Origin of the sequence: Rothia sp. P100 (genome assembly GCF_023712425.1) — a bacterium.
In the GTDB taxonomy this organism is placed as follows: domain Bacteria; phylum Actinomycetota; class Actinomycetes; order Actinomycetales; family Micrococcaceae; genus Rothia; species Rothia endophytica.
Genome location: NZ_JAMAYG010000001.1, coordinates 229371 through 254001, shown reverse-complemented (window position 1 = coordinate 254001; position 24631 = coordinate 229371). Strand labels below are relative to the sequence as shown.

The 24631-nt window shown below is 54.7% G+C and carries 25 protein-coding genes; 21 read left to right on the top strand and 4 right to left on the bottom strand.

The window, feature by feature from the left end; translation table 11 throughout:
- Positions 1–218 precede the first annotated feature (218 nt).
- The 13 genes from M3668_RS01225 (at position 219) to M3668_RS01165 (ending at position 12845) form a co-directional block, all read left to right on the top strand.
- Positions 219–2078 (top strand): glycosyltransferase, encoded by a 1860-nt coding sequence (locus M3668_RS01225; protein ID WP_251379012.1) that lies wholly within the window; start codon positions 219–221, stop codon positions 2076–2078.
- Complete coding sequence (locus M3668_RS01220) at positions 2071–3933, top strand: polysaccharide biosynthesis protein (RefSeq protein WP_251379011.1); 1863 nt, start codon at positions 2071–2073, stop codon at positions 3931–3933. Before M3668_RS01225 ends, M3668_RS01220 begins: the two co-directional genes overlap by 8 nt.
- Before the next feature lie 3 nt (positions 3934–3936).
- Positions 3937–4965 carry an MraY family glycosyltransferase gene (locus M3668_RS01215; RefSeq protein WP_251379010.1) on the top strand — a complete coding sequence of 343 codons (1029 nt, stop codon included), beginning with the start codon at positions 3937–3939 and terminating at the stop codon, positions 4963–4965.
- Positions 4966–4981: 16 nt separating this feature from the next.
- A complete protein-coding gene (locus tag M3668_RS01210) occupies positions 4982–5374 on the top strand; it encodes a Cg1360 family ATP-synthase-associated protein (protein WP_486374957.1) in 393 nt (130 codons plus the stop codon).
- 17 nt (positions 5375–5391) lie between these two features.
- Entirely contained in the window at positions 5392–5652 is a 261-nt protein-coding gene (locus M3668_RS01205; RefSeq protein ID WP_251379008.1) for a hypothetical protein, read from the top strand.
- A 96-nt stretch (positions 5653–5748) separates the two neighbouring features.
- A complete protein-coding gene (gene atpB, locus M3668_RS01200; RefSeq protein WP_251379007.1) occupies positions 5749–6552 on the top strand; it encodes a F0F1 ATP synthase subunit A in 804 nt (267 codons plus the stop codon).
- Positions 6553–6670: 118 nt separating this feature from the next.
- Positions 6671–6874: an ATP synthase F0 subunit C gene (gene atpE, locus M3668_RS01195; protein WP_237204036.1), complete on the top strand. Its 204-nt coding sequence runs from the start codon at positions 6671–6673 to the stop codon at positions 6872–6874.
- A gap of 54 nt (positions 6875–6928) precedes the next feature.
- A complete protein-coding gene (locus M3668_RS01190) occupies positions 6929–7474 on the top strand; it encodes a F0F1 ATP synthase subunit B (protein WP_251379006.1) in 546 nt (181 codons plus the stop codon).
- The gene (locus tag M3668_RS01185) at positions 7474–8286 is read left to right on the top strand and encodes a F0F1 ATP synthase subunit delta (RefSeq protein WP_251379005.1); all 813 of its coding nucleotides are present in this window, start codon (positions 7474–7476) and stop codon (positions 8284–8286) included. The genes M3668_RS01190 and M3668_RS01185 overlap by 1 nt, the downstream gene beginning before the upstream one ends.
- 164 nt (positions 8287–8450) lie before the next feature.
- Entirely contained in the window at positions 8451–10076 is a 1626-nt protein-coding gene (atpA, locus tag M3668_RS01180; protein ID WP_251379004.1) for a F0F1 ATP synthase subunit alpha, read from the top strand.
- 78 nt (positions 10077–10154) lie between these two features.
- Positions 10155–11075 (top strand): F0F1 ATP synthase subunit gamma, encoded by a 921-nt coding sequence (locus M3668_RS01175; protein WP_251379003.1) that lies wholly within the window; start codon positions 10155–10157, stop codon positions 11073–11075.
- Positions 11076–11121: 46 nt separating this feature from the next.
- Positions 11122–12585 carry a F0F1 ATP synthase subunit beta gene (atpD, locus tag M3668_RS01170; protein WP_251379002.1) on the top strand — a complete coding sequence of 488 codons (1464 nt, stop codon included), beginning with the start codon at positions 11122–11124 and terminating at the stop codon, positions 12583–12585.
- A gap of 2 nt (positions 12586–12587) precedes the next feature.
- On the top strand, positions 12588–12845 hold the full coding sequence (locus M3668_RS01165) for a F0F1 ATP synthase subunit epsilon (protein ID WP_251379001.1): 258 nt from the start codon (positions 12588–12590) through the stop codon (positions 12843–12845).
- Between the two features lie 109 nt (positions 12846–12954).
- Here the strand turns inward: M3668_RS01165 and nucS are convergent, their stop codons facing one another.
- Complete coding sequence (gene nucS / locus M3668_RS01160; RefSeq protein WP_251379000.1) at positions 12955–13671, bottom strand: endonuclease NucS; 717 nt, start codon at positions 13669–13671, stop codon at positions 12955–12957.
- 69 nt (positions 13672–13740) lie between these two features.
- On the opposite strand from nucS, the gene M3668_RS01155 reads away from it, so the two are divergent.
- A complete protein-coding gene (locus M3668_RS01155; RefSeq protein ID WP_251378999.1) occupies positions 13741–14076 on the top strand; it encodes an Rv1322 family protein in 336 nt (111 codons plus the stop codon).
- A 20-nt stretch (positions 14077–14096) separates the two neighbouring features.
- On the opposite strand, the gene M3668_RS01150 is transcribed toward M3668_RS01155, so the two are convergent.
- Positions 14097–15278 carry an AI-2E family transporter gene (locus tag M3668_RS01150; protein ID WP_251378998.1) on the bottom strand — a complete coding sequence of 394 codons (1182 nt, stop codon included), beginning with the start codon at positions 15276–15278 and terminating at the stop codon, positions 14097–14099.
- A 278-nt stretch (positions 15279–15556) separates the two neighbouring features.
- On the opposite strand from M3668_RS01150, the gene M3668_RS01145 reads away from it, so the two are divergent.
- From M3668_RS01145 to M3668_RS01125, 5 genes are all read left to right on the top strand, one after another.
- Positions 15557–16495 (top strand): tetratricopeptide repeat protein, encoded by a 939-nt coding sequence (locus M3668_RS01145; protein WP_251378997.1) that lies wholly within the window; start codon positions 15557–15559, stop codon positions 16493–16495.
- A gap of 94 nt (positions 16496–16589) precedes the next feature.
- Positions 16590–17480, top strand: coding sequence for an ABC transporter ATP-binding protein (locus tag M3668_RS01140; protein WP_251378996.1), 891 nt, complete (start codon positions 16590–16592; stop codon positions 17478–17480).
- Positions 17462–19063 carry a hypothetical protein gene (locus M3668_RS01135; protein WP_251378995.1) on the top strand — a complete coding sequence of 534 codons (1602 nt, stop codon included), beginning with the start codon at positions 17462–17464 and terminating at the stop codon, positions 19061–19063. Before M3668_RS01140 ends, M3668_RS01135 begins: the two co-directional genes overlap by 19 nt.
- A gap of 50 nt (positions 19064–19113) precedes the next feature.
- The gene (locus tag M3668_RS01130) at positions 19114–19401 is read left to right on the top strand and encodes a DUF3039 domain-containing protein (RefSeq protein ID WP_251378994.1); all 288 of its coding nucleotides are present in this window, start codon (positions 19114–19116) and stop codon (positions 19399–19401) included.
- Between the two features lie 288 nt (positions 19402–19689).
- Entirely contained in the window at positions 19690–21474 is a 1785-nt protein-coding gene (locus tag M3668_RS01125; RefSeq protein ID WP_251378993.1) for a DEAD/DEAH box helicase, read from the top strand.
- A gap of 96 nt (positions 21475–21570) precedes the next feature.
- Here the strand turns inward: M3668_RS01125 and M3668_RS01120 are convergent, their stop codons facing one another.
- On the bottom strand, positions 21571–22197 hold the full coding sequence (locus M3668_RS01120; RefSeq protein WP_251378992.1) for an isochorismatase family protein: 627 nt from the start codon (positions 22195–22197) through the stop codon (positions 21571–21573).
- Positions 22198–22232: 35 nt separating this feature from the next.
- Positions 22233–23540: a nicotinate phosphoribosyltransferase gene (locus M3668_RS01115; RefSeq protein ID WP_502948941.1), complete on the bottom strand. Its 1308-nt coding sequence runs from the start codon at positions 23538–23540 to the stop codon at positions 22233–22235.
- A gap of 122 nt (positions 23541–23662) precedes the next feature.
- On the opposite strand from M3668_RS01115, the gene clpS reads away from it, so the two are divergent.
- Together clpS and M3668_RS01105 are read left to right on the top strand one after the other, a co-directional pair.
- Positions 23663–23995, top strand: coding sequence for an ATP-dependent Clp protease adapter ClpS (gene clpS / locus M3668_RS01110; protein ID WP_251378991.1), 333 nt, complete (start codon positions 23663–23665; stop codon positions 23993–23995).
- Positions 23995–24552, top strand: a complete 558-nt coding sequence (locus M3668_RS01105) for a DUF2017 domain-containing protein (RefSeq protein WP_251378990.1) — start codon at positions 23995–23997, stop codon at positions 24550–24552. The genes clpS and M3668_RS01105 overlap by 1 nt, the downstream gene beginning before the upstream one ends.
- Positions 24553–24631 lie beyond the last annotated feature (79 nt).

The window sequence follows — 24631 nt, the reverse complement described above, 5'->3', positions numbered from 1 at the left end:
AATAAGCTCCCGCACCTGTGCGGGTTTACCTCTAGGGTGTCATACAGTGCCGGTAAAACCCCGTAAGCAACCCTGAGAAAAGCCCGTATCTTGTGCGCTCACCGGCTGACTGTAGATAGTTTAAGCTAGAAGTTAGGTAAACTTTAGAAGATTATGCGGTGATCGTGCCGCATAGCTTGAACAGGCTACCACCCGCTGAAAGGATCAAGCAGGTTTCAATGGTTTCTCCCGGTGAACCCGCAGCAGCACACGCTGCTCGCTCAGAACGCATTGTGGCGGTGGTTGTTACTTACAACCGTCTAGACTTGCTTCCCCAAACTTTAGCTGGAATAGCGTGCGGTCAACTAGTGCCGCACACCGTTGTGATTATCAACAACGCATCAACAGACGGCACTAGCGACTATCTTGACTCACTGAGCAACGAGCTGAATACCGATATCGTGCATTTACCTAAGAACGTGGGTGGTGCCGGAGGGTTCGCGGTAGGGATTGACCGAGCTTTGGCACGCCATCAGGCGGATCTCGTATGGGTGATGGACGATGACACTGAACCGACCGCCAATACCCTGAGCGAAGCCTATCGGGCCTGGGCGGATTACTCACCGGTTCGAAGTGAACGTCCCGTTTTTGTGGCCTCCAAGGTGGTGTGGGACGACGGCCGCGACCACCCCATGAACACCATGCGCACTATGTTCGCAGCCGGTGAGGAGCGCACCCAGAAAGCGGCCGCGGTGGGAGCCCGCCCCATCCGCTCGGCGTCATTCGTCTCGGTTCTGCTGGACGCCGCAGCTATGCGGGCCACTGAGCTGCCTTTGGCTGATTTCTTCATTTGGAATGATGACTTCGAGTACACCACTCGCCTTGCCCATCATGGCAATGCTATTGCCACCGAAAAATCCGTGGCTCTGCACCACACCAAAACTTTTGGTACTACCGATGCCAACCCCGGGCCCCGCTTTTATAATGACGTACGGAACAAGCTTTGGGTTTTCTGCGCACGACGCACGCTGAGCCCACTAGAAAAGCTGCTCTACGGTGGTTCAACCGCCAGGTTATGGGCGAGCACTCTACTCCGCACCAGCGATAAGAAGACCTACACCGGTTACTTTCTCAAGGGAGTGAGGGATGCCGCTCGCGGCTACCGCAGTAACGATCAGGTGCTGGCTGATGTCTATGACCTGGAAACCGTTAATTCCTCTCAAAGGCAAAGAAGTCACCGGTCTGATAGTGCTGCTTTCAGTCTGCTCATGAGCGTGTACGCGAAAGATAAGGCACACCAGCTTAAGGACGCTCTGCGGTCTAATACAGAAGCGCAGAGTCTGCGCCCTGATGAAGTAGTTCTGGTTGAAGATGGGCCTCTCTCTGCTGAACTCTCGGCGGTACTCGATGAATTCGAAGCTTCTGCATCAATGCCAGTTAAGCGCCTGGCGCTGCCGCAGAATTTTGGTTTAGCCGCCGCTTTGCGTGAAGGCCTGGACGCCTGTGCTCACGATATTGTTGCGCGGGCTGATGCTGATGACATTTCACTGTCCCATCGGTTTGACGTTCAAATCCCTCTGATAGCCAACTGCACTTACGATGTTGTTGGATCAGCGATGAATGAGTTCCTTACCGATCCAGAAGTGGTGGAGTCTGTACGGTCGGCACCTTCCCACCCTCGGACTATCAGCAGTACCTTTGCAACCCGCAACCCTATGTTGCACCCTACCGTTGTGTTCAGGAAATCAGCGGTTCTTGCCGTGGGGAGCTACACCGAAGTTCCTGGGGCAGAGGATTACTGGCTGTGGGTGCGCATGAATAAAGCCGGTTTTATCTTTGGCAACGTCCAGGAGCCTCTGGTCGCCTACCGGGTCACTGAAGCCTACGCTCGGCGTGGAGGGCTTGTTGCTTTTTCCAAGGATTACGAGGTGCAGCGCAGACTCTATAACGGTGGAGCTTTATCAAAACTTCAGTGGGCACGAAACATCACCGTTCGTTCTGTCTACCGTTTCGTTCCAGAGTATGTTCGAAAAAAGATTTTTAGAGCCGTGACGCGCGGCAAAACAGCAGTAGTCCAGCGAGAGGGAGACCGTGGCTAAAGAAGCATCCTTGCAAACAGCCAGCATGCCCGTGCTCCCCAACACCTATGAACGCAAAACCTGGTGGAAGTACATTCAGATGGGGCTTGACTCAGTAGCTTGGCTGGTCGCCCTTCCCGTAGCTTTTATTCTGCGATACGGACTTGATATCGGTCAGATCGATGGTAGTGGTTTAGCTCTTATTGCCTCACTAGCCGTCGTATTGCAGCTGGGTTTTGGTCTCTGCGCTGGGCTCTACCGCGATCGCTACTCTTATGGCAGCTTCCATGAAGGTCGCATCCTCTATCCTCTAGTGGTTGCCAACGTCATTACCATCCAGTTCGTTCTATTACTATCCGCCCGTCATATTGGTGTTCCGCGTTCTGTAGTGATTATTGCCTTCCCCATCGCTATTTTGCTCATGATGGGGCTGCGTTACGTCAAACGCATGTATGAGGACCACACTAACCGGCCTGATTTGGATAGCTCTGAGCCGGTCATCGTTTTTGGAGCGGGCTTCTTAGGGCGAAATGTGGTTTCTAATCTCATGTCGGACCCCAAATCCAAGTACCGTCCGGTAGCCATTGTCGATGATGATCCGTCGATGAGAAATGCGCGGATCCATTCGGTGCATGTCGCCGGCGAAAGCGCAGAGCTCCCGCAGTTGGTCAAACGTCTGCACGTCAGTAAAGTCCTCATTGCTATTGGAGATAACATCTCAGAGCGTCGTCTGATGAGGGTCACCCAGGCGATGAAAGAGCTGGGCGTAGAAACTCTTCGCATCACTTCTGCCATTCCTGACATCTCGGGTATTAAGGGGGAGGAGCTGGCTAACAACGACCGTTACCTTCTCGAGAATATCCGCGGAAAAATTGATTACCAGATTAATCGGGACGCTATTGCCTCCTATGTTAAGGGTAAACGGGTTCTGGTAACAGGAGCCGGTGGTTCGATTGGCTCTGAACTCTGCCGGCAACTCAGTAAGTACGCTCCAGCTGAACTGATGATGCTGGACCGCGATGAATCCCTGCTCATGGATACAAAATACTCTCTGACCGGTCTTTCTAGTCTTGATGATCGTTCCATTGTGCTAGCTGATGTACGCGATGCGGACGCCATCAGGGCAGTTTTTCTTGAACGTCAACCTCAGGTTGTATTCCATGCTGCGGCACTTAAACATGTGTCGGCTCTGGAGGCTTATCCTAAGGAAGCCTACAAAACTAATGTGATGGGCACCGGGAATGTTCTCAAGGCTGCCTCTGAAGTAGATGTTGAAGTTTTCGTTAACGTCTCAACGGATAAAGCTGCTGATCCTACTACGGCTTTGGGCCAGTCCAAACGAACTGCTGAGATGCTTACCAGTTGGTATGGTCAGCAAACCGGCAAGAAATATGTGTCCGTACGCTTCGGTAATGTTTTTGGTTCTAGAGGTTCTATCAAACCCCTCTTTACTCAGCAAATACAGGATGGGGGGCCCATTACGGTCACCCACGAAGAGGCCACCCGTTTCTTTATGCTCATCTCAGACGCCTGCCTCTTAGTGATGCTGGCAGGACATATTGGTGATAGTGGTGAAGTGCTAGTGCTCGATATGGGTAAACCGGTATCAATTCTCAAGATTGCTGAGCACATGCGCCGAATGTACGAGCGTTACGATGTCGAGATTGACATCATCGGGCTTCGTCCCGGCGAGAAAAAGGACGAAGTGCTCTTCGGCGCGGGCGAAGAGGCCCGCAGAAGCGAGCTTAACCCCTATATCTTGCACGCCAAAGCACCCGTACAGGCACCTAGCGAGCTGGATTACGCCCTCTGGTTTAGAAACTACCGGGAGCACAGAGGCTATGAACGTATTGACCACGCAGGGCAGGGTGAGTAGGCCATGAACTCTGAGCTTTTGCTCCTTATTCTGGTAGCCGGTGGGGTAGCTGCCGTGGCGGGTCTTCTCCTGCCCTTCGCAGTACGACCACTCTTGCACCGTTGGAACCTTGTAGACATCCCAACAGAGCGCTCATCTCATACCTCTCCGGTCTATCGCGGAATGGGCTTAGCAACGGCGCTAGCAGTCCTTTTGGGGTACGTTATTGCCTTGCTTGATGGGCAAATTTATACCGATCGCTCGGTTGCCCTGTGCGTTCTCTTTGGCATGATGTCCGCCGGGCTTCTCGGCTGGCTTGAGGACTACCGCGGTGTCTCTATTAAGGTACGAGCTGGGGCTCAGGTGCTGATTGGTGTAATCGTCACTTTAGGTCTCACCTATGTTCTGGGCACCCCTGTATGGTGGCTACCGCTGGGGGTCATCGCTGTAGCTGCTTATATCAATGTCACCAATTTTATGGATGGCATCAACGGCATTTCAGGGCTACACGGCTTTGCTGTTGGGTTGGCCTACAGCTACGCAGGCTGGGCAAACTCGACACCCTGGCTCATAGGAGGTGGCGCCGCCCTAGCTGCAGCCTACCTTGCCTTCTTGCCCTGGAACGTGCGCACCGGCAAGAATGTTTTTCTGGGGGATGCAGGGTCCTACTTCCTGGGTGGAGCCATCGCTTCAATGGCTATCGGCGCCTTCCTGTCGGGAATCTATCTTGAGTACATCCTGGCGCCCCTACTGGTCTATCTGACTGATACCGGTGTAACTCTCTTGCGGCGAGTACTCAGGGGGGAGCAGTGGTACAAACCCCACCGCACCCACGTCTATCAACAGCTTACGGACTGCGGACTGAGTCATATTGGTAGCGCGTCTTTGGTAACAGTATTTACCCTGGTCATTACAGCTATCACGGTTCTCGCTCTACCTTTTGAGACTCAGGATGCCATCTGGTCAGCACTCCTCGTGGTGTGTCTATTGGGGATCTACCTGTCCCTTCCCTCAGCTCTGAGAAAGGTTAAAGGTGCATCGATTATTCGGTAACCCGCCCGTTGGCCAGATGCCGTGGTGGCGCATCCTGTGTTACGTGACACTATCTTTTGTAATCTTGGCCATTATCGGTACGATTATTGGAGCGATAATAGAAGGCGTTGACGGCGCTGGTGGCTTTCTAACCGGTGTAGGTATCGTCTATCTTAGTTTCCTGATCAGCATCGTAACGGTGCTTGTGGGGGAGCGACGGTCGATGACATCGGCCGCGCGTTCACTGGTTATCGCTTATGTGGTGAAGGTAGTTATCTTTACGCTGCTGTTGATTCTCGCTCCTGTACCCGATGGTTTCAGGAACGGCTGGATGATGGTAGCGGCCCTTATCGCGATTCTTCTGCAGCTGGGGCTTGAAGCGTACGTCATCACCAAGCAACGACTGCTGTACTTTGACGCAACTGACTGAAGGAAAGTGAGCGGCTGTTGAAAGAAGATAAGGACACCTGGTATAGCCAGGATAAGAAGCTTCGCTCAACCGGCGAATTAATTGCCGGAGGAGGTACTGCTGGTGCCTTTATGACGCTTCTCTATGTCATTATCGGCATAGCGGTCTGGGGTTTGGTAGGCTATGGCTTGGACCACTTGCTCGGAGCCTCTTGGATTCGGTGGGTAGGAGTTCTTATTGGCGCCTTTGGTGGTGTCTACTTGGTTTTCCTCCACATGCGACAGACGCACCAAAAATAAATATCTCTTTTCAATAAGAGACCACACATACTTTTGATTCTTTGAACACCTATGAGGTTGCGCAAGCGGCCAACAAGTAGCAAGAAAGGACTTGCCTTGATTTCAAACGGGCTAGTTGTTGCAGCTGGAGAACAGCAGGGCTATCAAGCTCCCACGATTGATGACATGCACCTACCTGCAATCTTCGAGATCGGCTCGTTTGCTTTTGGCAAGCAGATGCTCTTGGTGATGTTGTCGGTGGTCATTGTGGCAGGCTTCTTTATGTATGCCGCTCGCAAGCGTGCCATGGTTCCTTCCCGCACCCAGTTCATTGGCGAAATGGGTTACGGTATGGCACGCAACAGCCTGGGGAAAGAAATTATCGGCGCTCACGCCTATAAGCCCTTCGTGCCGTTGCTCTTTACAGCATTCTTCTTCATCCTGGTCAACAACCTTTACGGTTCCATTCCGCTGATTCAGCTGCCCACCATGTCATATGTAGGCTCAGCCTACGCACTGGCGATCATTGCTTATGTGACCTGGGTTGGTGTTGGTATTAAGCGAAAAGGTCTGGGTACTTTCTTCAAGGACATGACTATGCCATCCGGTGTTCCTCCGGTCATCTATGTCATCCTCATTCCCATTGAGTTCATGTCCAACATGTTGATCCGCCCAGCCACCCATGCTCTTCGTCTCTTCGCCACCATGTTCGGTGGTCACTTGGCGATTATGGTTGCCGCCTCACTGACCCAGTACCTCATCATGGAGGCAGGCGGCTTCGCTGCACTGGCATCGGTTGGTTCTGGTGTCCTGGGCATCTTCCTCTTCTTCCTGGAGCTGATGATTCAGTGCATCCAGGCCTACGTCTTCACCCTGCTCCTCGCGGTTTATCTGCAGGGCTCGGTTTCAGAAGGCCACTAAAGATTTTCTCTGCTGCTCACCGTAGTAGATGAATACAGCGACCCGTGCAAGCGGGTAGTTATCCAAATAAATACTCTGCCCACATAACACCCACGTGGGCTCTGTGAAAGGAAAAACCATGGAAGGTTCACTTACCGCAATCGGCTACGGTCTCTCAGCTATCGGCGGCGGCATCGGCGTAGGTCTGATCTTCGCTGCTTACATGACCAGCGTTGCCCGTCAGCCCGAGTCACAGAAGACCCTGCAGCCCATGCTGTTCCTGGGCTTCGCTCTGGTTGAAGCACTGGCAATTCTTGGTCTGGTCCTGGCATTCATTATGTAATGTTCGACTGATGTCGAACCTACTTGACCAATCTATAGAACAGGAAAAACCCCTATGTCTTTTCTAATGGCTGCGGAAGAGGGCGCTAATCCTCTCATCCCCAACATTTGGGAAATCGCCATTACCGCCATTGGGTTCCTGATCCTCCTCTTCATCGTTACCAAGTACGTCGTCCCGGCATTCGAAAAGATTTACCAGGACCGTAAGGAAGCAATCGAAGGCGGTCTTGCTAAGGCTGAAAAGGCCCAAGCAGAAGCAGCAGCAGCACGCGAAGAGTACGGTCAGCAGCTTGAAAGCGCTCGACTTGAGGCTCAGAAAATTCGTGAAGAGGCCCGTGCCGAAGGTGACAGCATCATCGCTGAAGCCAAGGAACGTGCATCGGTTGAGGCCGCTCGCATCACCGAGAACGCACAGAAGACTATTGCCGCTGAACGTGCATCTGCACAGGCTTCACTTCGCACCGAAGTTGGAACCCTGGCGACTGCACTAGCAGGCAAGATTGTTGGCGAGTCACTCGCTGACGATCAGCGTTCATCACGTGTGGTCGACCGTTTTCTTGCTGATCTCGATGCACAGCAGCAGGCAGGTGCTACTCGCTAATGTCAGCAGTATCAACTGAATCACTGAACAAGGTGGAACAGGTTCTGGCAGATAATACTGCCTCTAACCCCAACCACCTCGCAGCAGAGCTTTTCGCTGTCGTCGATCTTATCGATGGCAACGGTGGCTTGAGGCGAGGTCTAACCGATCCTTCTCGCGAAGCGGAACAGCGCGCCGGTATTGCCCGCGCAGTTTTGAGCGGCAAGGTTTCAGAAGGCGCTCTCAACGTCGTTTCTGCAGCTGCAGAGGCACGCTGGAGCTCCGAGCGAGACCTGGCAGATGCTCTTGAAAAAACTGCCGTGACCGCGATTGCGATGTCAGCTGAGCAGCGCGGCGGTGCAGATGCACTGGACGCAGTCGTCAACGAACTGTTGACTTTTGTCAACACCGTCAATAGCTCAGCGGAGGCTCAGTCAGCGCTAGCTGACAGCAGGGCAAGCAAAGAAGCACTCAAGAAGCTCGCCGTTAATCTTGGTGGTCAGGTTACCACTGAAGAGGGCAAGCTTCTGCTCGAACGAGTTGGCTCAGCGACTCGCGGTAGCACCGCAGCTCGCCTGGCTAATGAGTTTGTTGAAATCATCGTCAAGCGTCAAAACCGTTGGATTGCACGAGTAACTGCCGCTGAGGCACTCTCAGCTGAGCAAATTGCTAAGCTGCAGGGTTCACTCAACACAACCTACGGTAAGGACCTAAAGCTCGATATCACTGTCGATCCTTCGGTTCTGGGCGGTCTGCGTGTTCAGGTAGGGGACGAGGTCATTGATGGCACTCTTTCAACCCGCCTAGCAGATCTCAGCCGATCCTTCGCATAGGCAGTGTGACAAACCGTTTACGACGGTGATTTAGAAGATACATAAGGCAGTAGCGAGTTCCCGTTCATCCACTGATGGCGGGCGGGAACCTACGTCTTGCAAGTTTAGATGGACGCACCCATTCAGTGCAGACCATCAACCAATTAGGAGAGCAGGGACATAAGATGGCCGATTTGACCATCAATGCCGATGATGTCCGTAACGCGCTGAACGAATTCGCAGCGTCTTACGAACCCGGCAATGCAGAGCGCGTAGAGGTGGGTCGTGTTGCATCAGCATCCGACGGCATCGCACGCGTCGAGGGTCTTCCCTCAGTAATGGCTAACGAGCTTCTTCGCTTCGAAGATGGCACCCTTGGCCTGGCACAGAACCTTGATACCCGCGACATCGGTGCAATCGTCCTAGGCGACTTCACCGGCATCCAAGAAGGCCAGGAAGTTCACCGCACCGGTGAAGTTCTGTCCGTACCCGTAGGCGACGCCTACCTGGGTCGTGTCGTTGACCCCCTGGGCAACCCCATCGATGACCTGGGCGAGATTGAAGCTGAAGGCCGCCGTGCCCTGGAACTTCAGGCACCTGGAGTTACCGCGCGTAAGTCAGTGCACGAGCCCCTCCAGACCGGTCTCAAGGCTATCGACGCCATGATTCCCATTGGTCGTGGACAGCGTCAGCTCATCATTGGTGACCGCCAGACCGGTAAAACTGCCATCGCAGTTGATACCATTCTGAACCAGAAGGATAACTGGGAAACCGGTGACCCTAACAAGCAGGTTCGTTGCGTTTACGTAGCAATCGGCCAGAAGGCTTCGACCATCGCGGCCGTCCGTGAAACCCTGAAGCAGAAGGGCGCGCTGGATTACACCACCATCGTCGCTTCTCCTGCATCAGATGCAGCAGGCTTCAAGTACTTGGCACCTTACACCGGTAGCGCCATCGGCCAGCACTGGATGTATGGCGGCAAGCACGTTCTCATCATCTTTGATGATCTCTCAAAGCAGGCAGAAGCTTACCGTGCGGTTTCACTTCTGCTCCGCCGCCCGCCGGGCCGCGAGGCTTACCCCGGCGACGTCTTCTACCTCCACTCGCGTTTGCTCGAGCGCTGTGCAAAGCTCTCAGATGAGCTGGGCGCAGGTTCCATGACCGGCTTCCCGATCATCGAAACCAAGGCTAACGATGTTTCGGCCTTCATTCCCACCAACGTCATCTCCATCACCGACGGCCAGATTTTCTTGCAGTCAGACCTGTTCAACGCTAACCAGCGTCCCGCAGTCGACGTAGGTATTTCTGTTTCCCGTGTGGGTGGCGCAGCACAGACCAAGGCAATGAAGAAGGTCTCCGGTACCCTCAAGCTTGACCTTGCTCAGTACCGCGCAATGGAAGCATTCGCTATGTTTGCATCCGACCTGGACGACGCTTCAAAGGCTCAGTTGACCCGCGGTGCTCGCCTGACCGAGCTGCTGCGTCAGCCCCAGTACACTCCTTACGCGGTTGAAGATCAGGTTGTTTCCATCTGGGCTGGCACCAATGGCTACCTGGACGATGTAGAAGTTTCTGACGTCCTGCGCTTTGAAACAGAATTCCTGGATCACTTGCGCCGTTCAACCTCCGTTCTGCAGGACATTGCAGCTAGCGGCAAGCTTGAAGACGAAACCGTCAACGCTCTGAAGACTGCCGTCGCAGACTTCAAGGCCGGTTTCCGTTCAGAGGGCTCAAGCCACCTGGTTGAGGCTGGTCACGAGGAGCACAAGCCACTCGTAGACGGTGACGTCTCACAGGAAATCATCGGTTAGCGATTTACCCGAGTTTTGTTGGTGCTCATCTCTTCTATGAGCTGAGCACCATCAAAGCAGGGAACGAAAGGAATCTATATGGGAGCCCAGATTAGGGTTTACCGCCAAAAGATTACTTCAACATCGTCTATGAAGAAAATCTTCAAGGCGATGGAGATGATCGCGACCTCACGTATCAGCAAAGCGCGTAAGAGTTCAGAGGCAGCAAGCCCCTACGCTAACGCGCTGACCAAGGCTGTCACCGCCATTGCTACCCAGCATCACATTGAGCACCCGCTACTTGCATCTGGTAGCAAAGGCAGTAGTGGCCGTTCAGCGGTACTGGTTCTGACCAGCGACCGCGGTCTTGCTGGCTCCTACTCATCCTCCGTCCTTAAAAAAACTGAGGGGCTCATTGAGAAGCTCCGCGGTGAAGGGCGCGAGGTCAAGCTCTACCTCATGGGGCGAAAGGCAAAGTCCTACTTTGACTTCCGTGAACGTGAGTACGAGCAGGCGTGGGAAGGCAACACCGATAACCCCAACGTGGAGATGGCTGTAGCTGCCCGCGATGCCATTCTTTCAGCCTTTGAAAGCGGCGAGGTAGATGACCTTCATATCGTCTACACCGAGTTCGTTTCAATGGTGACCCAGGAAACCCGCGTTCTGCGCCTGCTACCTATCGTGGTAGCTGACGCTCGCGCTCTGGGGGAAGAAATTGTTCCCGGTGAACACCTTGAGAACGATCAGTTCGAACAGAATTCAGTCTTTGAATTCGAACCGAACCCTCAGGAAGTACTCGATGAACTTCTGCCCCGTTACGTCGCTTCTCGAATTTACGCTTGCCTCCTTGAGGCCGCAGCGTCTGAACTTGCTTCACGCCAGCGGGCGATGAAGTCCGCAGGTGACAACGCTGACGATCTCATCAAGAAGTACACTCGCCTGATGAACAACGCTCGCCAGGCTGAGATTACTCAGGAACTGAGCGAAATTGTTGGCGGCGCGGACGCACTCGCCTCCTAAACTTCGAAGACAACTTTTCCACGCTCTACACAAGTAAGTGAGAACAATGACTGCAACTCTGAACGAATCGGCTGCACAGCCGACTCAGGGCGCAACCGGTCGTATTGCTCGCGTTATCGGCCCCGTCGTCGACGTTGAGTTCCCTGCCGGCCAGGTACCTGACATTTACAACGCGCTGACCGCTGACCTTACCCTCAACGGCACCACCCGCAAAATCACCTTCGAGACTGCTCAGCACCTCGGTGATTCGCTGGTACGCGCAATTTCGCTCCAGCAGACTGACGGCCTCGTGCGCGGTCAGGCTGTAGTGGATACCGGTGCTCCTATCTCCGTCCCAGTGGGCGACGGCGTTAAGGGCCACATCTTCAACGTTCTGGGCGATGCCCTGGACGTATCCAATGATGAGATCAAGGCTGACACCTACTGGCCTATCCACCGTTCTGCTCCCAACTTCGCTGACCTTGAAGGTTCAACCGAAATGCTGGAGACCGGTATTAAGTCCATCGACCTTCTGACCCCCTACATTAAGGGCGGTAAGATCGGTCTGTTCGGTGGCGCCGGCGTTGGCAAGACCGTTCTGATTCAGGAAATGATTACGCGTGTTGCTCGAAACTTCGGTGGTACCTCAGTGTTCACCGGTGTTGGCGAGCGTACCCGCGAAGGTAATGACCTCTGGGTTGAAATGGAAGAGGCAGGTGTCCTCAAAGACACCGCCCTCGTATTCGGCCAGATGGACGAACCCCCTGGAACTCGTCTGCGCGTAGCACTGACCGGTCTGACCATGGCGGAGTACTTCCGCGATGTTCAGAACCAGGACGTTCTGCTCTTCGTTGATAACATCTTCCGTTTCACCCAGGCAGGTTCAGAAGTTTCAACCCTTCTGGGTCGTATGCCTTCTGCAGTGGGCTACCAGCCCAACCTGGCAGATGAAATGGGTCTGCTGCAGGAACGTATTACCTCAACTCGTGGTCACTCCATTACCTCGATGCAGGCTATCTACGTACCCGCGGATGACTACACTGACCCCGCACCCGCGACCACCTTCGCGCACCTCGATGCGACCACTGAGCTCTCACGTGAAATCGCTTCACGCGGTCTCTACCCCGCAATCGATCCGCTGACCTCGACCTCACGTATTCTGGACCCCCAGTACATCGGTCAGGATCACTACGATACTGCGATTCAGGTCAAGGCAATTCTGCAGGAAAACAAGGAACTCCAGGATATCATCGCGATTCTTGGTGTGGACGAACTTTCCGAAGAGCAGAAGGTCGTTGTTTCCCGTGCCCGCCGTATCGAGCAGTTCCTCTCACAGAACACCTACACTGCTAAACAGTTCACCGGTGTTGAGGGTTCAACCGTTTCGGTGAAGGAGACCATCGAATCATTCCAGATGATCTGCCGCGGCGATGTAGACCACATCCCCGAGCAGGCCTTCTACAACATCGGTGGTATGGACGACGTTATGCGCCGTTACGAGGAACTCAAGGCACAGTCTGGAGCCAAGTAATCATGGCACTCAAAGTAGAAGTCGTTTCACGCCAATCGGTCGTGTGGGCTGGCGAAGCGAAGTACCTACGTGCTCGCACCGTCAACGGTGACATCGGCATCATGCCCGGTCACATCCCCACCATGGCTCTTCTAGCTGAAGACGGCGAACTTCTTATCGAGTCGGTTACCGGCGAGAAGAAGGTGACCCGCCTGCACGAAGGTTTCTTGACCGTTTCAAACGATCGAGTCACCATCGCAGCTAAGCACGCGACCATTTAGGTTGCACAAAAGCCGGGCTTCCCCACGCATGTGGGGAAGCCCGGCTTTTGTTTTTAATGCCATCAGAGCAAAAAGCTTTCTGAAGGGTGGGCTAGTTGCAACCCAATCACTAAAAGAGGCGGGACTCCACATCATCCACCCCGCGCATAGCGTCATAGTCAAGGGATACGCAGCGAATGCCCCTGTCCTCAGCCAGCGTGCGAGCTTGAGGCTTAATACGCTGCGCGGCAAAAACACCCTGTACTGGAGCCAGCAGAGGGTCACGGTTAAGAAGTTCAAGGTAGCGAGTTAGCTGCTCAACACCGTCAATATCGCCCACACGCTTGAGCTCAACAGCAACGGAAACTCCCGAGGCGTCTTTAGCGAGGATATCAACGGGACCAATGGCGGTGGGGTACTCGCGGCGAACCATGCGGTAGCCCGAGCCTAAGAGCTCAATCTGATCAGATAGCAGGCGCTGGAGGTCAGCTTCAACACCGTCTTTAATGAGCCCGGGGTCACTGCCCAAGTCATGGCTCATTTCGTTGATCTTCTCGAAAACTCTAATCACCAAGCGGTCATCGGTTTTAGCCGCCTGTACCGTCCAGAGCTCACAGACATCACTGTCCAGCTCATCGGCTAAGGAGGTGCTGTCTATTTCAACTCGGTCGGCAATGTGTAGGCGAGCAGGTGGGCTCATCCAGTTCAGCGGCTTGTAGGAACCGCCATCCGAGTGAATAAGCACTGACCCGTCATTCTTCACCACCAAGAGGCGGGTGGCGCGGGGCAGATGAGCAGAAAGTCTACCCATATAATCAACAGAACAATCAGCAAATACTAAACGCACCGTACCACTCTAGCACCCGGGTCTAGGCCTTCAGCCTACTGGCCCACAATCCGTGAGAAAATAGTGAGCATGCCCCGTAAAGCCCACCCCGCATCCCGCAAAAATAATTCTGGCCCTGTTCCCAGCAAATGGCAGAAAGCTCGCCCCCCGGGGCGGGATATCTCGCGCATCTTAGACCCTGCACCCTACATCGAGAAGGCAGGGGATGGAGAGTGGTTCGTTCAGTACATTCCTTCAGTCAACGCTGTCAAGACCTATAAGTGTCCCGAATGCAAACGTTCCATTATCCCAGGTACCGCTCACCTGGTGGTCTGGCAGCAAGATCACATCTTTGGTAAACAAAGAGCCATCGAAGAGCGGCGCCACTGGCATAAACATTGCTGGGAGACGCGCAGACTCTGGTAGAAGCTCTTCCTTCTGTAGACCTAGAGGGTGTCTTGGCGGGGGATGAGCACTTCGCGGAGCAAGATGAGCAAGGACGCGGCAACGGGGATAGCAATAATGGCGCCGAGTACACCCCAGAGGGCGGCACCGGCTGCCACAGCGATGACGGCCACCCCACCCGGCACAGCTACGGCTTTGCTCATAATTCGCGGAGAAATGAAGTATGCCTCGATCTGCAAGTAGACCAAGTAGGGGATCAAAAAGAAGACAGCAGTCTGCCAGCTTTCTAGAAGAGCTACTAGCGATACAAGGGCTGCGGCGCTCACCCCACCCACCAGGGGAATGAAGGCAAGGATAAGCACAAAGAGCATGAGCAAGTGGGGGAAGGGCACTCCCACTAGAAGCATCACTACTAGGGCGAAGGACGCATTACAGACCGCTACCACCGCCTGACCTGAGACGTACTGGCCAACTGAGCTGGTAATTTTCTCTGTGAGGTCTGCCACCCTTTCCCGTTTGGATGCAGGAGCTAAACGAACTCCCCAGGCCTTGATTGTGGGCAGCGAAGCCAGGACGTAGCCCGATAAAAAGAGAACAATGATAGTGCCGGTGAGAAATTCTGCCAGAGTGGAACCTGCATTGATGAGCGAATTAAAAAAGCTACTCATCACTGAAGAATCAGCCGTGATATCGGCAAAGAACTTATCGACCTCAGCATCGACTGCTGTGCGAATGTTATAGCGGCTATCGAGCCCCTCAAAGAAATCTGAGTTGAGGAAGTTTTCGAACTGTTGGGGGAAGCCGTTGATGAAAGTAATAGCCTGGCGGGCAATCACCGGTATCACCCAGAAAATGATAGCTGAAAGGAAGGCTGTAAAGGCAAGGAACACGGTGCCTACACCGAAGCCCCGGGGGATCCCGAGCTTTTCTAGCTTTCTCACCATGGGGTCAAGGCCCAAACCAATAAAGACAGCTCCTGTTAGCCAGCCCGCTAGAGCCCCAACGTTGATCATCAGGTAGTAGCAGAGCAAGGCAAAGCCCACTCCCACTGTCACCATAAACCCAAAATAAATGGGGTTGGTGATGTGCCGAGCTTTGCCATCTGGAACACGAGCTGATCTTGACCAACGGGGTTGCTCACCGGTGCCGATATCTTCAGTTTCTACCGTGGTGGGCTCATCGGGTAGCACAAAGCGGTGCCGGGGGAGAGCCCCTGGAATCACTGGGAGCGTGAACCATTCTTGCTGTGCTTCAGCACCCGAACCAGATATTGGAAAATCACTCTTCGGTGATCTCTGGGAAGAAGCTCTGCGATTTAAAAAACGCAAACGGCGGGGACGCGGAATTTTTGGCATGGGCTATTTTCGTAACTGGTAAGGCTGGTTTTCTACCACTGTATACCTGATTCAGCCTTAGGCTAGAAAAAACCCGCTGGGGTGGGCATACCCTGATTTGTTTGGCACCATGGAGTACAGAATCTAGCTTTAATCAGGAGACCACCATGAGCACCGCTAACAACGAATTTTCTGCAGAACACCTTCCCGCCTCTGTGCGTAATGCCCCGGAATTAAGTGTTTCTCTACAAGATCAGAACGGCTCGCTAGCTCCTTCTGAGGCACTAGCAGCGGGAGAACCCAGCTGGCGCGTGGATGTAACGGACGCTGAGAGCTTCCAGCAGTTGGTGCAGCTTTCCAATCAGGGTGCCGTAATTTTTGCCCTGTGGGCACCGCACTCACCAGCATCGGTCTCGATGCTAGAACAGGCGGAGGCACTCGTTAATTCTGCGGGTGGCAATCTTCTGCTGGCAGCTGTAGATATCACCAAAGCACCTGAAATTGGGCAGGCTTTTCAAATTCAGGGTGTGCCAGCGGCGGTAGCAATCATTGGTGGTCGCCCAGCCCCGCTCTTCAACGGCCCTGTTGACACTGAGGCGTTGACGGACGTCCTGGGACAGGTGCTTCAACTGGCTGCTCAACAGGGTCTCCGTGGGGGGTTTGAACCGGTGGTATCTGAAGAGGAAAAGCCCCTGCCGCCTCTGCATGCGGAGGCAATTGATGCCCTTGACCGAGGGGATTATGCCGCTGCTACTTCGGCCTACACCCGTGCACTCAACGAGAACCCCGCAGACTCTGATGCCAAGATTGGTCTAGCACAGGTGCATCTTCTGGAACGCGTAGCTGGGCTGAATCTCGCTGATGAGCGTGAGAAGGCTGCTGCTGACCCCACTGATGTGCAGGCGCATCTCAATGTGGCTGATCTCGATATAGCTGGTGGGCACGTTGAGGACGCTTTTGCGCGCTTGCTGCGCCTCTTTAAAGCCGTTGATACTGAAGCTAAAACTTCGGTGCGCGAACGTTTGCTGGAGTTGTTTACAGTGGTAGGTTCCAGCGACCCCCGCGTTACTAAAGCCCGGTCAGCTCTAATGACTGCCCTGTTCTAGATTCACACGGCTATAGAATATCGATAAGCCGAAAAAACGATAATCCCCCTGACGGGGGAGGGAATTAGTGCGCTGTTTCACTACTATGGAGGGTATGAGTGAAGAAAACTTTCCCCACAGCGCTGTTCCAGCTCACGATGAATCGTTACAGCAACCCGTTGCACATGCCCAGGTAGCTTCGCAGATAACGGACAACATCGTAGATGCTGAGGTAGCTCCCCAGAGCCAAGGAACCCCAGCACTCGATATACGGTCTCTGGTCAAGATTTTTGACCAAAGAGCTGTCGTTGATGGAATTAACCTGACCGTTCCCCGCGGCTCGTTTTACGGGCTGGTGGGGCGCAATGGGGCGGGTAAGACCACCTCTCTCTCTATGGCTACCGGTATGCTCAAACCTACCCAGGGCCAGGTGCTCATTGGCGGGGCAGACATCTGGGCGCAGCCGCTGGACGCTAAACGTAAGGTGGGGGTGCTACCAGATAGCGTCCACCTCTTCGATAAATTGACCGGTGAGCAATTGATCACTTTCGCCGGTCGGCTTCATGGGTTAGATCGGCAAACAGTGGCTCATCGTACCCGTGACCTGCTAATAGCCATGGACCTCACCGGGGCTGCAGGCCAACAGGTCGCTGACTACTCAGCCGGTATGACCAAAAAAGTGGCCCTAGCGTGCGCCATGATTCATGCGCCGCAACTGCTGGTACTTGACGAGCCCTTTGAAGCGGTGGACCCTGTTTCAGCATCGAATATTCAAGACATATTGCGAGCCTATGTGGCTGGCGGAGGTACGGTTATTATTTCCTCCCACGTCATGGATCTAGTGCAGCGTCTATGCGATCATGTTGCCATCATGGATAAGGGCCGCATTCTTGCTTCAGGCACGGTGGATGAGGTCAGAGCAGGGCAGAGCCTTGAAGAACGATTTGTTAGCCTGGTCGGTGGCAGAGTGGTGTCGGAGGGTATTTCATGGTTGCAGTCCTCCTAAAACTCAAATGTGCCAATTTCGCTGCCCTTTTCACCAGCAAAAATGTGTGGGTGATCGTCGGTGTAGCCTTCGGAGGTCTCTACGCACTGGGCGCAGCCTTTGGACTGGGGGCTTTGGGCCTTACCGTTGATAAAACCTGGTCCCTCACTTTTATGGTGCTGTTTGCTACCGTACTTTCCCTAATCTGGTGGATTGTACCTCTGGTAGCGGCGGCCGCCGACGCGACCCTGGACCCTGAGCGTCTGGCACCCTACCCCTTGACTGCTCCCCAGCTTATGGGCGGGCAGATGCTGGGAGCTTTCGTGGGAATCCCCGGAGCAGTCACCCTTATGATGAGTCTGGCCGCGGCCACGTCGCTGACCAGCACCGGCTGGGCCCTAGCCTTCTACCCGCTTTCACTGGTGCTGGGTTTAGCGCTAGTTGTGGTGGTATCGCGCCTGATTACACAGCTTTCTATCCCTATGAGAGCCCGCCGCGGTGTCACTAATCTTCTCACCATTATTAGCTTTAGCATTTTGGTCATGCTGGGCCCCATCATGATGGGTGCAGTCACTGGGCTCTATTCAATGATTGACCGGCTACCCACGGTGGTTTCCTCCCTGCAATGGACACCTTTCGCGGCTCCCTGGGCGGTGGCTGTTCATGCAGGGCAGGGGCACTGGGGCACAGCCGGTTTACTGGTACTTATTAGCCTGGTCTACCTGGCTCTTGCCTGGGCGATGTGGCGACGTGCAATGGAAAAGACCATGGCTAACGTCGGGGCATTAACCCCCCATAAGGCCGCTACCATCTCAGAGGCGGGCAAGCTTGGCTTAATGGGGCTCTTCCCTGACAAGCCCAGATGGGCTATTACAGCTCGTGTTCTCCATATGATGTTCAAGGACACCCGGTGTAACCTCAATATCCTGATGGTGCCCCTCTTTTATACGATGTTCATTTTTATGGGCACCTCCATGCCTTCTTCAGAAACGGGCAGTAATATCATCGGGCAGTTCTTCCTGACAGTCTTTCTACCAGCTTTTGCCGGCTATATCTTTGCCTACCTAATTTCCTATGAAAATACCGCCTTCTCCATGCATGTGCTGGCACCCCTACGCGGGATTGAAGACCGACTGGGGCGACTCTATGCCATGCTCATGATTTATCTGCCCCTGCTGGTCATTGGTAGCTTGATCTATGTACTGGTGGTGAGCCAGCAGACGGTTTACCTTGCTCCGATTATGTTGACCACGGTTGGGGTTTTCTTCGTGAGCTTAGGTGTCTCCGCGTTATCGGATATGTATTTCTCGGTTCCGGCACCTCCGCCCGGCTCCAGTCCCTGGAAAACACCTAAACAGCCCGATGGTTTTGCGAAGGCACTTGTCCGTGGTCTGATCATGTTCATCCCTATGGTGCTCTCTTTCCCCGGCGGGGCAGGGCTACTGGCCCAAGAAATCACAGGGAACCCTCTGTGGGGATGGCTCGGTGGTGGTGCCATGCTCATACTTGGCCTCATCATCTTGATTCTGGGGATCAAGCTAGGGTCACGTCGCTTTGAGCAACATGCGGCAGATGCGTTGCAGCGTGTTGCCCGCTTCGGCTAACAGGGCTAGTAGCTCCATTACACTAGGAAGAAACCCACGAAAGGAAAGCCATGTCCTCCATTCCCGGAATCGAAGATCCCTTCCCCGAAACCCAACGAACCGGTGGCACAGCACTACTAGAACGCGAAGAAGTTCAGGACGTTGAACCAGGTGATCACGAACGTTTCTCCCACTATGTCCGCAAAGAAAAGATCATGGAATCAGCCCTCACCGGAAAGCCGGTCAGAGCTCTGTGTGGCAAAAAATGGACACCGGGCCGTGATCCCGAAAAATTCCCGGTCTGCCCAGAGTGCAAGGAGATCTACGAAGGTCTAGCACCGGGGCAAGACGACAACTAAAACCCTACCTGTAGCAGGGGCGCTTCCCCCATTGCGCCCTTGCTACACTCATGCGCAGGTACCTTTGCCAGCCGTCCCCTGATAGGTTGGTAACGATCTACAATGTGGCGGGGCGCACTGTCACCGCTGAACTATCTGTCATCACAGCACCTTAACGACTCAAGGCAGATAGAAACTTATCGGCGTGACCAAGCCGGTAATTTTTCTAGCCCCATTCCTGACCGAATGGGGCTAAACTTTTCTGGTGCCCCTTTGGGCACAGCGTCATTGCAAGGGAAGGGACTCACCATGTCAGATGCACAGCCCACACTCTTTGGAGAAGGCTCAGCACCTCTACCCCCGGCCTATCCTGACCGAGCGGCTTGGGGCACAGCGCCTAAACTGCGTGCCTGGCAGTCAGAGGCAATGACAAAATATTTTGCTGAGAACCCGCGGGACTTCATGGCGGTGGCGACCCCCGGTGCGGGTAAGACAACTTTTGCCCTCACCGTAGCGAAAGAGCTCTTCAACCGCGGCACTATCAACCGTATGACCGTGGTGGCTCCCACCGATCACCTCAAGCGTCAGTGGGCGGATGCCGCTGCGCGAGTGGGTATCTCCATTGACCCCAACTTTAAGAACTCAGACGGCACCACGGGCCGGGGCTATCAGGGCGTAGCTCTGACCTACTCCCAGGTTGCTAACAAACCCATGCTGCACAGGGCACGCACCGAAAATGGCCGCACCCTGGTCATCATGGATGAAATTCACCATGCAGGTGATGCCCTCTCATGGGGTGACGGTCTGCGCGAGGCCTTTGAACCGGCCACCCGCCGTCTGGCCTTGACCGGTACACCCTTCCGCTCAGACACATCAGCTATTCCTTTTGTGCAGTATGAAGAGGACAAAGAGGGCATCCGCCGCTCTACATCTGACTACTCCTACGGCTATGGCCCAGCTCTTAAAGACCACGTGGTGCGCCCGGTCATTTTCATGGCCTACTCAGGCCAGATGCGCTGGCGCACCAGCGCCGGCGAAGAAATGGCGGCCAACCTAGGGGAGGGCTTCACCAAGGACGTGACCGCCCAGGCCTGGCGTACTGCCCTCAACCCTGAGGGCGAATGGATCCCTACCGTGCTCTCGGCTGCTGATAAACGTCTAACACAGGTGCGTCGCACCGTACCGGACGCCGGTGGGCTAGTCATCGCTACCGACCACGCTGACGCACGCGCCTATGCTGCCCAGCTACAGAAAATTACGGGAGAAAAGCCAGCCCTCATTCTCTCCGATGACAAAGAAGCCTCCAATAACATTGAGGCTTTCAGCGAGGGAATGGCTCGCTGGATGGTGGCGGTCCGCATGGTATCCGAAGGCGTGGACGTACCCCGTCTAGCCGTGGGCGTCTATGCCACCTCAACCAGCACACCGCTCTTCTTTGCCCAGGCGATTGGACGTTTTGTGCGCTCGCGTAAGCGCGGCGAAACCGCCTCGGTTTTCCTGCCCTCGGTTCCCCAGCTCATGATGCTAGCCAACGAGATGGAAGCTGAACGCGATCACGCCTTGGATCGAAAAGGCTCCAATGACGAGCCAGCAGACCCGCTCAACGAGGGCCTGGACGACCACCTCATTGAAGAAGCCAACCGTGAAGAAGTAGCTTCGGATCAGCTAACGCGCGGCAGATTTGAGGCTATCGGTTCTCAGGCTTCCTTCCACGGTGTACTCTTTGACGGCAGTGAATTTGCTTCTGGCGGTCTTGAAGTGGGGTCAGACGAAGAACAGGACTTCCTGGGCATACCTGGGCTACTGGACGCCGACCAGGTGGGCACTCTTCTGCGTGCACGCCAGCAGGATCATGCCTCCAGGCGTCCTGCCACCAGCGCGCCGCAGGTGGTGGACCACCGTCAGCTCAAGGACCTGCGTAACCAGCTCTCTAAGAATGTTGCTGCTTGGGCTGCCCGCACCGGCAAACCCCACGGTTCCATTCATAACGAGCTGCGCCGTATGTGCGGTGGCCCCGCCGTCGCTCAGGCATCAGCCGAGCAACTCCAAGCCCGTCTTGAAAAACTGCAGGATTGGTTCGTGGGCAGAAAGTAAGCGAGGGCTCGCCTAGAAAGTTTTCGCCCAGAAGGGGGTAGAAACAAGTAGTTTTTAACCCCTTCTGGGCGAAATTTTTTTGATGCTCTGAACTGCCTACAGAACTTCGGTGACCGTCACGCCGGCATCCTCTAGTTCGTCAACGGCGTCGTCCTGTCCCTCTTCAGAGACCGGCGCGGTGAGATCCAGGAGCACTCGTGTCTCGTAGCCAGCGTCCACAGCATCGAGGGCAGTTGCCTTGACGCAGAAATCGGTGGCGATGCCCACCACGTCAACATCGGTGATTTCGTGTTCCTGTAACCAGTCATCCAGAGAAAGCTTGGGGGTTTCATCCTCAACTGCTGCTCCGGCCTCGCGCTCACCGGTCATGACCGAGTTCTCGGGTGCCAGTAACCCTTCAAACCCAGAGTAAGCGGCCTCAAAGGCACCCTTACGGAAGAATGCTTCGATGTAGTCGGTATCCAAATTTTCGTGAGTATCAGCGCCACGGCTCTCGGCTACACAGTGACGAGGCCAAGAGGTCTTGTAATCCGGGGTATCAGAGAAGTGGTCGCCCGGGTTCACATGCCAGTCCAGGGTAGCCACGATTGCCTCGTAGTCACTATGACGGGTTTCTACATACTCGCTAATCAGCGCAGCAACTTCGGCGCCGCGCTCGGTGGCCAAACTACCACCTTCACAAAAGTCGTTCTGAACATCAACAATAATAAGTGCTTTGGGCATGGGTGCTCCTTACGCCAGAGAATGAATCTACTAGTTTAGCTGTTCACAAATTCGGTGGGAATCACGGGGTCGCCGGGTGAAAGGCGGGTTGCGGCAACAGGCAACTCAGTGAGGGAACGGGCATGACGCTCAGAGGCTCTGCGCACCCCTTCGGCACCGGTGAAACCCGGTTGAACGGCGCCGTCCACCACCAGGTCAACCATGAGATCGCGGTCGTTGGAGTCAGCCGGGGCAGTGATATCAACACCAATGACCTCAGCCGTTGCCCTGCCTTTAGCGTTGAGCCTGCGGACTGCGCTCTTCTGACCACCGATAGAGGCTTTACCCGAGGATGCTTTAGCCACGGGCTCCATAACACCTTCGCTGTTTTCACGCAGTACTACCTTATAGACCATAGACGAGGTGGGAACACCTGAGCCGGTAACCAGTTTGGTGCCCACACCGTAGGCATTGACGGGCGCAGCGGCCAGTGAAGCAATGGCGTACTCATCGAGATCGCTGGTCACGGTAATGTTGGTACCGGTGTTTCCCAGCGAATCCAGTAGCTCTCGCACGTACTGAGCCTGTGCTACCAGATCACCGGAGTCCAGGCGAACGCCGCCCAGCTCCGGGCCAGCTAGCTCCACGGCAAGGCGCACAGCCTTTTCAACGTCGTAGGTATCAACGAGCAAGGTGGTGTCCTTGCCCAGGGATTCGAGCTGAGCTTCAAATGCTTCGCGCTCAGAATCGTGCAGCAGGGTGAAAGAGTGAGCGCTGGTGCCGATGGTGTGCAGGCCATAACGCCGGCCAGCTTCAAGGTTAGAGGTGCCAGCGAACCCGGTGATGACGGCGGCGCGGGCAGCTGCTACGGCTGCTTCTTCGTGGGCTCGGCGGGAGCCCATCTCAAGGCAGGGACGGGTGCCAGCGGCAACGCTCATGCGGGAAGCCGCAGTTGCTACAGCTGAGTCGTAGTTGAAGATGGAGAGAATGAAGGTTTCTAAAATGCAAGCCTCGGCAAAGGTCGCTTCAACTTGCAAAACGGGGGAGTGGGGGAAGAAGATCTCACCCTCAGCGTAGCCTCGGATAGTGCCGGTAAAACGGAAATTTCGGAGGTAGTCCAGGGTCTGCTCGTTCACCACTTTACGGTCAGCAAGAAAATCGATCTCATCGGAGGTGAAGCGAAAGTCGTGCAGCCCTTCTAGGAACCTGCCGGTGCCCGCCAGCACACCGTAGCGGCGTCCGCCAGAGAGCCTGCGGGTAAAGACCTCAAAGACGGTCTTGCGGTGGGCGGCACCTGATGCCAGGGCAGCCTGCAGCATCGTCAGCTCGTAGTGGTCTGTGAAAAGTGCAGTTGAAGAAGTCACGGGCACAAGTTTACCCCCGCCCGGTTCAATCCGTTAGCTGGACCTAGCCGAGCCCTATGATAGATAGGGTTAGTCAGCAACTAATCCATCATAACTTGCCCCCAAGGGAGTGCCTCCGCGAGATGTCCAATCAATATCAGCCGGTTTTATCAACCGCCGGTGCTGAAACCCTGCCTGACCTTGATCATCTTCTTGATGCTGATACCTTCACCGCCCCCGATGTACCCTGGCACGTGCTGGTGTGGAATGACCCGGTTAATTTGATGAGCTATGTAAGTTACGTCTTCCGCTCCTATTTTGGCTATGACCGTGCCAAGGCAGAAAAACTGATGATGACAGTGCACACCGAGGGCAAAGCCACCGTATTTACCGGCAGTAAAGAAGAAGCCGAACGGCACACCTCAGCCCTGCATACCTGGGGTTTGTGGGCAACTTTTGAAAGGGCGGAAAGCTAATGGCACAAGGCTTCAAATCAACACCCAGAGGCTATACCGCCCGCTTTACACCTGAAGAGGTGCAGGTTCTCACCCAGCTCTTTGAAGACGTCGCCCTTACACTCGAGCCCGATGAAGAAGCTGCAACAGACCCGCTTGCTGACCTGGTGGGTATCTCTGAAAATGCCCAGATTCCCACGGACCCTGCCCTGGCCCGTATGTTACCCGTAGCCAGCAATGACCCCGAGATGGCCGATGAGTTCCGCCGTTTTACAGAGCTTTCACTGCGCCGGGGCAAAATAGCTAACCTCAACATGGCAGCTATGGACGCTCGGAGCGGCGACCTAGCGTTGGACGCTGAGCACGCCCATGCCTGGGCAACCGCTCTCAACGATGTACGCCTGACCCTGGCCACCCGGCTTGAACTGAAGACCGAAAAAGACGCCGCTCGCATCAGTCAGATGACCGAGTGGAAGGATGTGGAAACCACTGACCAGTATATGGCCCTGCTCTATAACTTCATTACCTGGCTGCAGGACTCCCTCATGGAAGCTATGCTCAGCCAGCTCGATGATTAGCAGGTAGGACCCTTCCGGCTTCACCCGTCTACCTCCCATTTTTATGGCAAATCTACGCTTATATGACGGGTTAGAGGCG